The sequence below is a fragment of the Arthrobacter sp. SLBN-122 genome (assembly GCF_006715165.1).
Taxonomy (GTDB): Bacteria; Actinomycetota; Actinomycetes; order Actinomycetales; family Micrococcaceae; genus Arthrobacter.
The window spans coordinates 3,679,498-3,690,339 of record NZ_VFMS01000001.1 but is presented as its reverse complement, the minus strand read 5'-3'; the positions used below and the strand labels follow the sequence as shown (position 1 = coordinate 3,690,339).

Annotated in this window: 8 protein-coding genes; all 8 read right to left on the bottom strand. The window is 66.2% G+C overall.

Features of this window, described 5'->3' with window-relative positions; translation table 11 throughout:
• Window positions 1–2 precede the first annotated feature (2 nt).
• Window positions 3–1,352 carry a putative lipid II flippase FtsW gene (ftsW, locus tag FBY36_RS16965; protein ID WP_142121285.1) on the bottom strand — a complete coding sequence of 450 codons (1,350 nt, stop codon included), beginning with the start codon at window positions 1,350–1,352 and terminating at the stop codon, window positions 3–5.
• Window positions 1,353–1,354: 2 nt separating this feature from the next.
• Window positions 1,355–2,932 (bottom strand): UDP-N-acetylmuramoyl-L-alanine--D-glutamate ligase, encoded by a 1,578-nt coding sequence (murD, locus tag FBY36_RS16960; protein ID WP_200830523.1) that lies wholly within the window; start codon window positions 2,930–2,932, stop codon window positions 1,355–1,357.
• A complete protein-coding gene (mraY, locus tag FBY36_RS16955) occupies window positions 2,914–4,023 on the bottom strand; it encodes a phospho-N-acetylmuramoyl-pentapeptide-transferase (protein WP_142121281.1) in 1,110 nt (369 codons plus the stop codon). Before mraY ends, murD begins: the two co-directional genes overlap by 19 nt.
• The gene (locus FBY36_RS16950; protein WP_142121279.1) at window positions 4,020–5,483 is read right to left on the bottom strand and encodes a UDP-N-acetylmuramoyl-tripeptide--D-alanyl-D-alanine ligase; all 1,464 of its coding nucleotides are present in this window, start codon (window positions 5,481–5,483) and stop codon (window positions 4,020–4,022) included. Before FBY36_RS16950 ends, mraY begins: the two co-directional genes overlap by 4 nt.
• Before the next feature lie 6 nt (window positions 5,484–5,489).
• On the bottom strand, window positions 5,490–7,121 hold the full coding sequence (locus FBY36_RS16945; RefSeq protein ID WP_142121277.1) for a UDP-N-acetylmuramoyl-L-alanyl-D-glutamate--2,6-diaminopimelate ligase: 1,632 nt from the start codon (window positions 7,119–7,121) through the stop codon (window positions 5,490–5,492).
• A 97-nt stretch (window positions 7,122–7,218) separates the two neighbouring features.
• Window positions 7,219–9,024 (bottom strand): peptidoglycan D,D-transpeptidase FtsI family protein, encoded by a 1,806-nt coding sequence (locus tag FBY36_RS16940; protein ID WP_142121275.1) that lies wholly within the window; start codon window positions 9,022–9,024, stop codon window positions 7,219–7,221.
• A gap of 48 nt (window positions 9,025–9,072) precedes the next feature.
• Window positions 9,073–9,822 carry a hypothetical protein gene (locus FBY36_RS16935; RefSeq protein WP_142121273.1) on the bottom strand — a complete coding sequence of 250 codons (750 nt, stop codon included), beginning with the start codon at window positions 9,820–9,822 and terminating at the stop codon, window positions 9,073–9,075.
• Window positions 9,819–10,811: a 16S rRNA (cytosine(1402)-N(4))-methyltransferase RsmH gene (rsmH, locus tag FBY36_RS16930; RefSeq protein WP_142121271.1), complete on the bottom strand. Its 993-nt coding sequence runs from the start codon at window positions 10,809–10,811 to the stop codon at window positions 9,819–9,821. The genes FBY36_RS16935 and rsmH overlap by 4 nt, the downstream gene beginning before the upstream one ends.
• Window positions 10,812–10,842: the final 31 nt, after the last annotated feature.

Below are 10,842 nucleotides of genomic sequence, written 5' to 3'. Positions count from 1 at the left end.
AGTTAGGCACGCTTTCTGGAATTCTTTGGTTTGACCTTGTCCCGCCCGGTCCGGGCCTTGAACTTCAGCATCCGTTTGGGGCGCATGGCCGGGGCCATCTGCTCCCGCGCCAGCGAGAGGACCACTCCCACCGCGCACAGTGACATCAGCAGCGCCGAACCGCCGTAGGAAATGAACGGCAGCGGCACGCCGATGACGGGCATCAAACCCGTGACCACGGACATGTTCACGGTGGCCTGGCCCAGGAGCCAGACCATGATGGTGCCGGCCAGGACCCGGTGGAACATGTCTTCCTGGGCCACCACCACGCGGTAGATGGCAGCGCCCAGGATGGCGAACAGGATCAGGACGACGACGGTGCCCACCAGGCCGAGTTCCTCGCCGATGATGGCGAAGATGAAGTCGTTGTGGGCTTCGGGAATCCAGCTGTACTTTTGCCGGCTCTGCCCCAGGCCCACGCCCAGCCAGCCGCCCGAGGCGAGGCCGTACATGCCGTTGGTGGCCTGGTAGTTGGCGTCGATGCCGTCCGCGCAGGACTGGCCGGTCCACCATGAGGTGATGCGGCACATGCGGTTGGAGCTGGTGATGGCCATGACAGCGGTGCCGGCAGCGGCGATGATGCCGGCGATGCCGAAGAGGTAGAGCGGAACACCTGCGAAGAAGAGCGCCGCTGCCACGATCATCATGATGATCATGGCCGTGCCGAGGTCGTTGCCCACCAGGATCAGCACGATGACGATGGCTGCCATCGGCACGGCGGGGACCAGCACATGCTGCCACCGGCTGAGCAGTTTGCCCTTCCGGGCGAGCACCGTGGCCAGCCAGAGTGCAAGCGCGAGCTTGGCGGCTTCGGAAGGCTGGAAGGTGATCCCGCCCAGGTCGATCCAGTTCTTGTTGCCGTTGACTTCGTCGCCGACTACCTGGACCAGGCCCAGCAGCAGCACCGCAGCGCCGACCGCGGGCCACGCGAGCCGCTTCAGCCACACCACGTTGATCCGCGAGAGCACGAACATGGTGAAGATGCCGATTGCGGCGAAGACACCCTGCTTCAAGGCGTCGCCGTAGGGGGATTTGCCGGCAGCGATGGATTCAACGCTGGAGGCGGACAGGACCATCATGATTCCGATGGCTGTCAAGGCGAGCGTGGCGCCGAGGATGAGGTAGTACGTGGAGCCGTTCCGGGACGTGCCCGTTCCCTCCAGCGCTGACCAGAACCGGCGGTAGATGGTCCGCAGCTTCAGGCCCGCCGGAGCAGGCCGCCGGGTGGCCGTGGAGCCGGGGCGGGGCTTGCCACTTTGGGTTTTGACCCCCTGGGGCTTGCCACCCTTGGGCCGGGTGGGCGTGCTGACCATTGTTACTCCTCGCCGGTCTGGGCCTGCCCTTCCACCAGCTCGCGGACAGCGTCGATGAAAGTACCGCCACGGTGAGCGTAGGAAGAGAACTGATCCATGGAAGCAGCTGCGGGAGCCATCAGCACGGTGTCACCGGATTCGGCAAGCTGTGCTGCTGACGCAACGGCCCGGGACATCACCTGTTCTCCGTTGCCGGGTGAACCGGCAGGAGTGCCACCGGGCGCCGAAGCAGTCTGCACTTCTTCAGTGTCGCCTGCCCCCGGCTCGATCACCGGGACATCGGGGGCGTGTCGCTGGAGGGCTTCCCGGAGCGGGGAGGTGTCTGTTCCGATCAGTACCACGGCCTTGAGCCGCGCCGCATGGTCCCTCACCAGGTCGTCGTAGCTGACGCCCTTTGAGAGGCCACCGGCGATCCAGACCACGTTGCTGAAGGCAGACAGGGAAGCAGACGCAGCATGCGGGTTGGTGGCCTTGGAATCGTTGACCCAGAGGACGCCGTTCAGGCGGGCCACGGGCTGGATGCGGTGGTCGCCCGGAACGTAGTCCAGAATGCCTTGGCGGACCGCTTTGGCATCCACACCGTAGGCGCGCACCAGGCCGGCGGCGGCGAGGGCGTTGGCCACCATGTGCCGTGGAGCCAGCGGACCAAGGTCGGCCATCGAGGCAAGTTCGGCGGCGCTGTTCCTGCGCTCCTCGATGAACGCCCTGTCCACCAGGAGCCCTTCGACAACTCCGAGCATGCTGACTGCGGGGGTGACCGTGGTGAAGCCGACAGCGCGGCAGCCCTCCACCACGTCCGCGTTCTCCACCATGCGCTCGGTTTCCACCTGCTCCGCGTTGTAGATGCAGGCCTTTTGGGTCCGCTCGTAGACCTTGGCCTTGTCGGCGAGATATGAGTCGTAGGAACCGTGCCAGTCCACGTGGTCTTCGGCCACATTGAGGCAGACGCTGGCCACCGGCGACACGGATTCCGCCCAGTGCAGCTGGAAGCTGGAAAGCTCAACGGCGAAGACGTCGTACTCCACCGGGTCGCGCAGGGCATCCAGGATGGGGGTTCCGACATTTCCGACCGCGACCGCTTTGAGTCCGGCGGCACGCAGCATCGATTCGGTGAGTCCAACCGTTGTGGTCTTGCCGTTGGTGCCTGTGATGGCCAGCCAGTCGGCTGTCTTCCGGCCTTCCCGGGTCCGCACCCGCCAGGCGAGTTCGACGTCGCCCCAGACCGGAATGTGTGCCCTGGCCGCGGCAGCCAGGAGGGCCTGGTCCGGGCGCCAACCGGGCGACGTCACGATCAGTTCCGGAAGTTCGCCATCGACTCGCGGTATGTGGGTGACGGCGTCCGGTCCCAGCAGCACCTCGGCGGCGCCCACGATCTTGAGGGTGTCTGCATGTGCATGCGCTGCTTCGCTGGTGGCGGCATCCACCACCACCACGCGTGCACCGAGTTCAATCAGGGTGTCTGCGGCGGCGAAGCCGGATACACCGATGCCGGTGACGACCACGCGCAGGCCGGCCCAGTCGGATTCCCAGGAGACAAGGTTTGCCAGGCGGGGGGAAACGGTCACAGCAGTACAACCCATTCAGCGTAGAAGATACCAAGGCCGGCGGCGACGAAGAGTCCGCCCAGGATCCAGAACCTGACCACGACGGTCACTTCGGCCCACCCCTTCAACTCGAAGTGGTGCTGCAGCGGCGCCATCTTGAAGACGCGCTTTCCGCCGGTGGCCTTGAAGTAGCCCACCTGGATGATGACGGACAGGGTGATCAGCACGAAGAGTCCGCCCACAATGCCCAGCAGAAGCTCGGTCCGGGAGAGGATCGCGAAACCAGCCACCGCACCGCCAATGGCCAAGGACCCGGTGTCGCCCATGAAGATCTTGGCCGGCGAGGTGTTCCACCAGAGGAAGCCCACCAGTGCGGCGCTCAGGATCGCCGCGAGCAGCGCCAGGTCCAGCGGATCCCGGACCAGGTAGCAGCCGCTGCCGGCTTCCCTGGGTGAGCCGCAGGCCTGGTTGTTCTGCCATATGCCCATGAGGGTATATGCGCCGAATACCATGATGGATGCGCCGGCGGCGAGGCCGTCCAGGCCGTCAGTGAGGTTGACGCCATTGGTGGCGGCGGTGACGATCAGATTGGACCAAATAACAAAGAGGATGGCGCCGAGGACGGTGCCACCAAAGGCGAGGTCGAGCCACGGCAGGTCACGGACCAGGGAGATCTTCGTCGACGCCGGTGTCAGGCCAGCACTGTTGGGGAAGTTCAACGCCAGGACGGCGAAGATGATGCCCACAGCCGCCTGGAGGATGAGCTTCGCCTTGGCGTTAAGGCCCAGGCTCCGCTGGCGCGAGATTTTGATGAAGTCGTCCAGGAAGCCCACCAGGCCCATGCCGACCATAAGGAACAGCAGGATGAGTGCCGAGGCGGAAGGCCCGGGTGAATCAGGGTTCATCATCAGCATGATGAGGTGCGTGAGTCCGTAGCTCAGCAGGACGGCGGCCACGACCACCGTTCCGCCCATGGTGGGCGTTCCACGCTTGGTGTGGTGGGATGTGGGGCCGTCGTCACGGATGAACTGGCCATAGCCGCGGTGCACCAGGAGCCGGATGAAGAGGGGCGTGCCCACCAGGGCGAACAGCAGGGCCAGGCCTGCGCCGATCAGCAGAGCAATCACAGCAGAGTGCTCCTTTCGTCGGCAGGGGTCGGGGTTGGGGGTAATGCTATCCGATCGCCCAAATGGCGCAGCCCCACGCTGTTGGAGGACTTGAACAGCACCAGGTCGCCCGGCTGGAGCTCGGCGTCGAGGATGTCGTGGGCCTCATCCACGGTTTCGGCGAACAGGCATTCGTCGCCCCAGGACCCTTCCTGTACCGCGGAGACGTAGAGGGCGCGCGCTTCCCGGCCCACCACCAGCAGCCGCGAGATGTTGAGGCGCACCACCTGGGTGCCCACGGCGGTGTGCTCGCGGATGGAGTCATCGCCCAGTTCCAGCATGGCTCCCAGGACCGCCCAGGTGCGGCGGCCGCGGCCGAGGTCTGCCAGCGTCCGGAGAGCGGCACGCATGGATTCGGGGTTGGCGTTGTAGGCATCGTTGATGATGGTGACGCCGTCCGGCCGCTCCGTGCGTTCCATGCGCCAGCGGCTGGCGGCTGCCTGGCTGCTCAGCGAGGCAGCAATGTGGTCTCCCGTCACTCCGGCGGCCCATGCGGCTGCCGCGGCTGCCAGCAGGTTTCCCATGTGGTGCGCTCCGATCAGCCGGCTGCTCACATGGAGGGGTGCATCGCCGTTGGGCAGCTGGAGGTCGAATTCGGGGCTGCCCCCCGCATTGGTATCAGCATTCAGCGCCCGGACCTGTGCGTCCTGGCGTCCGTCGGCGGAAAAACCGAGGACCTTGGCCGAGGTACGGCTGCGCATGGCGGCGACGCGTTCGTCGTCGAGATTGATGATGGCGGTGCCGGCGGCGGAAAGGCCTTCAACCATCTCGCCCTTGGCCAGCGCAATGTTCTCCACCCCGCCGAACTCTCCGGCGTGTGCGGTGCCCACTGCCAGGACCACTCCGATGTCGGGCTTGACCATCTCCGCGAGGTAGCGGATGTGGCCGATCCCTGTGGCCCCCATCTCGATGACCAGGTAGCGGGTGTCGGCGTCGGCCCGGAAGACGGTCAGCGGCACGCCAACCTCACCGTTGTAGGAGCCCTGGGGCGCGATGGTGTTGCCTTGCGTGGCAAGGATCCCGGCCAGCAGGTCCTTGGTGGTGGTTTTGCCGGCTGAACCGGTGATGCCCACGACGGTCAGCTGCTCCCCCGCTGCTGCACGGGCGGCACGGATGCGGCGGACCGCTTCGGCGGCCAGGGCGCCCATCGCAAGGACGGCGTCCGCAACCACGATGGACGGGTAGGCGGTACCTTCCGGGGCTTCGACCGGGCGCTCGACAAGGGCCAGGACAGCTCCGGCGGCAAAAGCGGCTTCCATGAAGTCGTGGCCGTCGGCGTGCTCGCCCGGCTTTGCGACGTAAAGCGAACCGGGCGTGGCTTCGCGTGAATCCGTCACCACCGAGAGGGGCGTAATTCCGGGATCGGCGTCCAGGCGCCCGCTGGTGATTTCGGCGATTTCCGCCGCAGTAAATGCAATCATCTCGGTCTAGGACTCTATCCGGTCGTCATGGAGAACGTTGAATCCCCTGGCTGTCAAGGCGTTGCGCAGTTCCACCCTGTCGTCCAGGGCGAGGTTCACGCCTTTCACTTCCTGCCAGACCTCATGGCCGCGGCCGGCCACCAGGATGGTGTCCTGCGGCCGTGCCAGGCCCACGGCGTGCCGGATGGCCTCATCCCGCGGGAAGATCTCCACCAGGTCGGCGTGCAGGGACTCTTTCTCCACGGCTTCCCGCGCGCCGGCCAGCACGTCGGCCCGGATCGCTGCTGCGTCCTCGTCGTGCGGATCGTCATCGGTGATGATCACGGTGTCGGCAAGTCGGGCGGCAATGGCTCCCATGGCCGGGCGCTTGCCCTGGTCACGCTGTCCGGTGGCACCGAAGACAACGATCAGGCGGGAGTCCGGTTCCGGTGAGCGGACTGCTTCCAGGGCCCGTGCCAGGGCGTCGGTGTTGTGGGCGAAATCCACCACGGCGGCCGGCTGCCCGGCGACCAGCTGCATGCGCCCGGGCACGGCCGTGCTGAACGGATCGGCGCGGTCCAGGGCGGCTTGCAGTTCGGCGGCGTCAACCCCGGACGTGAGAACCATGAGCGCGGCCAGGGCGGCGTTGGCAACGTTGAAGCTGCCGGGCAGCCCGGTGTGGACGTTCAGGACGGCACCGGAGGGCCCTGTCAGGGTGAAGTCGGTGCCGAGGCCGCGTGGCGAGGCAGCGCTGACTGTCCAGTCCGCCGTCGTCCGGCCGCTTGTGCTGAGCGTGGTGATGGGCACCTCGCTGTTGCCGGCCAGGCGCCGGCCCCACTCGTCGTCGACCGTGACCACGGCCCTGCGGGCGCGGCCCGGTGTGAAGAGCTCTGCTTTGGTGGCGAAGTACCCGTCCATCGTGTGGTGCAGGTCCAGGTGGTCCTGGGTGAGGTTGGTGAACCCTGCGACGTCGAAGACCAGGCCGTCCACCCGCTGGTACGAGATCGCATGGGAGGACACCTCCATGGCCGCGGCGTCCAGCCCGCGCTCGTGCATGAGTGCGAGGAGTCCGTGGACCTCAGGCGATTCCGGCGTGGTGAGGAGGCTGGGGATGGGCTCCCCTCCGGCCAGGATCTCGATGGTGCCGATCAGGCCGGACTGCCGCCCCAGCGCGCGCAGAAGCGAGGTGATGAAGTAGGTGGTGGTGGTCTTCCCGTTGGTCCCGGTGACGCCGAAAAGCTGCAGCGGACGGCCGTCGGCGGACTGGCTCCGGTAAATCATGGCGGAGAGGGGTCCCACCTCATTGCGTGGCTTGTCGACGACGAGCACGGGCACCGGCGTGTCCGCGGAGAGGGCCAGCAGGTGCGCACCGGCATCGTCCGTGAGGACGGCCGCGGCGCCGGCCCCGATGGCGTCCGTGGCGAAGTCGGCGCCGTGCCTGCTGGCCCCGGGCAGGGCCACGTACAGGTCGCCGGGCTCGACGGTGCGTGAATTGATCGAGATGCCAGTGATTTCCACGTCGGCGGCTGGAGCGGGTACGGATACGCCCACGGCCTGCCCGACGGCGGCCAGCGGGACCGCCGCCACGGCTGCGGGCCGGAAGCGGCCCGGATTTTCGTCCGGGACAGTATCGCTGCCGGGCGTGGTGAACTCTGACACAGGGGATCTCCGATGGTGCTAGTGCGTGCCCGGCATGGTTCGCGCCGGGCACTGTGAGGCGCTGGATGCTGCTGGTATTTCCGGCGGGGTGCAGCGGCTACTTGGCGTACTGCGGCATTCTGGCCGGCTGGCCGGTCGAAGGCTGGACGTTGTAGGTCCGCAGCGCCTGGCTCATGACGGACCGGAACACCGGCCCGTTGGTGATGCCGTAGATGCTGCCCTTCGGCCGCTGGAGGACCACCTCCACAATAAACCGCGGATCATCCATCGGCGCCATTCCCACAATGGAGGCGGTGTACCCGCAGTAGCCGGACTTGCCGTCGTCGCAGGGTGATTCGGATGTACCGGTCTTGGCTCCCACGCGGTACCCGTCGATCCCGGCGTCCTTGATTTCGCCTTCGGTGACGGCGCTTTCCAGGATGTCCTGGACCTGCTGGGCCGTGCTTTCGGAGACAATCTGCCGCGACGGCTGGGCCGGTACTTTCTCCTCGGTACCGTCAGGGGAAATGTACGAATCGATCAGCCGCGGCTGCAGCATGACACCGTTGTTGGCGATGCTCTGGTAGGCACGGACCGTCTGCAGCGTGGACTGGGAAACGCCCTGCCCGAACAGGACGGTGTACTGCTGGCGCCCGTCCCACTGGTCCGGGGGCGTGAGGATGCCGCCTGCCGTGGCGGGGAGTCCGATGTCAGGAGCTTCGCCGATGCCGAACTTCTTCAGCCAGTCGTACCGCTGCTCCTTGCTGAGCCGCTGCCCTGCCATGACCGTTCCGGTGTTCATGGAGTAGCCGATGATGCCCGCCAGCGTCCGTTCCTCCGTGCCGTGGGCAAAAGCGTCGCTGAAGGTCTGGCCGTCCACGGTGTAGGTGGGCGGAATGGTGAAGTGGTCCAGGGGGCTGGCAAGTCCCTCATCGATCACGGCCGCCGCCGTCATCATCTTCTCCACCGAGCCGGGCTCATAGGCCGCAGTCACGGACCGGACGCCACGGTCCTTGGCTGCCACGAGGCCGGGGTTGTTGGGGTCCGGGGAGTTGGTGTCGGCCAGGGCAAGCAGGTTCCCGGTCTTGGCGTCCATCACGATGATGACGCCCCATTCGGCGCTGAGTTTGTCAGTCTGGCTCTGGACCGCCTGCTGGGCAAAATACTGAAGATCCGAGTTGAGCGTGAGCTTGACGTCCTTGCCGTTCTGCGGCGGGGTCAGCTCGTCCAGGCCCACCGGGATGCGGAGCCCGTCGGCGCCGATCTCGAACAGTCGCTTGCCGTCCTTGCCCTTGAGCTGGTCGTCCTGCGTCTGCTCAATGCCGGCCTGCCCGGTGGTGCCGTCCTGGAGGAAGCCCACAACACCGCCTGCCACGGCACCGTTCGGGTAGACGCGCTTACTGACGCCCTCGGCAACGATGCCGGGAACCTGGAGCTTGGAGATGCGGTCCTCGACGTCGGGCTTCACGTCCTTGGCCACAATGTAATACGGCTGTTCCCCGGTCACCGCGTCACGGACGGCATTCGTGTCCATGCCCAGCGCGGCGGCAAGTTCGGAAATTGCCTGGTCGCGGCTGACATCCACCAGCTTGTCATGGCCGTCGGCCTGTGGCTCGAGCCGCTTATAGGCGTCGGTCTTCGTATTGACCCGCTGGTCAACCACGATGTTGTAGCGGATCACACTGTTGGCCAGGACGGTGCCGCGTGAATCGAGGATGCTGCCCCGCTCGGCCGGAAGGATCGCCGAGGTCATCCGGCTGTTCAGTGCCGCCTCGGCCATGCCGCCGACGTCGAGCCCCTGGACCAGGAAGAGCTTCCCGCCCACCACCAGCAGGAGCGTGAGCATGACGCCCAGTCCCAGGCGCAAGCGCTTGGTGGCGTTCGGTGCCTTGCTTTTTCCTGCCTTGCCGGTCGTCTCCGCCACCGTAATATTCCTTGCTGCTCGACGCTGCTGCCTGTCCTGCCTGCTGGCTTACTGTCCGGGGACCTTCTGCTGGGGCGCCGGGACGGAACCGCCGTGAAGTTCGGGGGCGGGAGCCGCTGCGGCGGCGGCCTGGGCGGCAGCCGCCTGGGCAGCGTCGGCAGAGGGAGCGGCGGCAGGAGCCTTGCCGGCATCCGGCGCCGCTGCCTTATCCGCGGCAGCATCCTTGGACTTCGCATCCTTGGACTGTGGATCCTTGGACTGTGCATCCTTGGACTTCGCATCCTTTGAATCTGCACTCTGGGACGCGGGCGGCACAATAAGCTGGCCTGCCACTGCCGGCGACGGAATCACGGCTCCTGAGGCTGCGCCCTTGACCGCCGGGGTAGCTTTCCCGGTCACTGACAACGTGGACAGGTCAATCTGGCCCTTGACGGTGGACGCCACCATTCCCAGTTCGGTGGCCTTGGCCGCCAGGTTCTGCGGTGCCTCAAAGCTCTGCACCTGCTGGGTGAGGTCCTGGTTCGTCTTGGTCAGCGTGCTCTGCCTGGCACGCAGCTCCACCAACTGGTACTGCGCCGTGGACACCGAGATGTTCAGGACCAGCACCGCCACCAACGCTACGGCGAGCATGGCGAAGCACAGGACCACGAACGGCGCGCGGCGCTTTCGCGGCGCCGTGCGGACCACGGAAAGCGGGGTACGGCTCTTCCGGCCCCCGGCCTGTTCAGCCTCACGCCTGATGTCGGACGCCGAACTGCCGGAGACAACGGGAAAGTTCTTGACGGCGGCGGTGCTCATGCAGCTCTCCTGGCTCTGATACGTTCTGCCGCGCGAAGCCTGGCGGAGGCAGCGCGCGGATTTTCGGCGATTTCGACGGCGGTGGGCACCTCGGTGCCTTTGGTCAGGGTCTTGAGTTCGGGTTTGTGCTCTTCCAGCTCAACGGGGAAGCCAAGCGGAGCAGAAGACTTGGAGCGGGCCTGGAAAACGCCTTTGACGATCTTGTCTTCCAGCGAGTGGTAGGACATGACCACGATGCGGCCGCCGAGGGCCAGGGAAGCGACGGCGGCGGGAACGGCGCGTTCCAGGACGTCGAGTTCCTCGTTGACCTCGATCCTCAGGGCCTGGAAGGTCCGCTTGGCAGGATGTCCACCGGACTTCGCTGCGGACGCGGGAACCACGGACCGGATCTGCTCCACCAGTTCGCCGGTGGTGGTAAATGGCTTGACGGCACGTGCCGCGACGATCCGGTTGGCGATCCGGCCGGCGAACTTTTCCTCGCCCCATTTGCGGATGATCCGGACCAGGTCCTCTTCGCTGTAGGTATTGACCACATCGGCCGCCGTCTGGCCCCGGCTGGTATCCATGCGCATGTCCAGCGGCGCATCAAAGGAGTAGGCAAAACCGCGCCCACGCTCATCCAGCTGCAGTGAGGAAACGCCCAGGTCCATCAGGATTCCGTGGACTTCAGGTACGCCGAGGTCTTCCAGGACGTCCTGTATTTCGTCGTACACGGCGTGGACCAGATCAGTCCGGGCGGCGAACGGAGCGAGCCGCTCCCCCGCCAGTGCCAGTGCTTCTTCATCACGGTCAATACCGATGAGGTGGAGATCGGGGAAGCGCTGGAGCATTGCCTCGGAGTGGCCGCCCATGCCCAGGGTTGTATCCACGGCAATGGGGGTCTCGCCGCGCAGCCTTGCTGCTTCGAACCCCGGTGCCAACAAATTGATGCACCGGTCGCGAAGGACCGGCACATGGCGTTCGGACGTGGGCTTGGGTTGATCGGTCACGCCTGGTCCTTTCCCGCCGTCGTTGTCACCT

What these genes read in the sequence shown, in the direction of transcription:
- FBY36_RS16950 (WP_142121279.1), bottom strand. Translation starts at nt 5,483, where the DNA reads ATGATTGCATTTACTGCGGCGGAAATCGCCGAAATCACCAGCGGGCGC.
- FBY36_RS16935 (WP_142121273.1), bottom strand. Translation starts at nt 9,822, where the DNA reads ATGAGCACCGCCGCCGTCAAGAACTTTCCCGTTGTCTCCGGCAGTTCG.
- ftsW (WP_142121285.1), bottom strand. Translation starts at nt 1,352, where the DNA reads ATGGTCAGCACGCCCACCCGGCCCAAGGGTGGCAAGCCCCAGGGGGTC.
- murD (WP_200830523.1), bottom strand. Translation starts at nt 2,932, where the DNA reads ATGGGTTGTACTGCTGTGACCGTTTCCCCCCGCCTGGCAAACCTTGTC.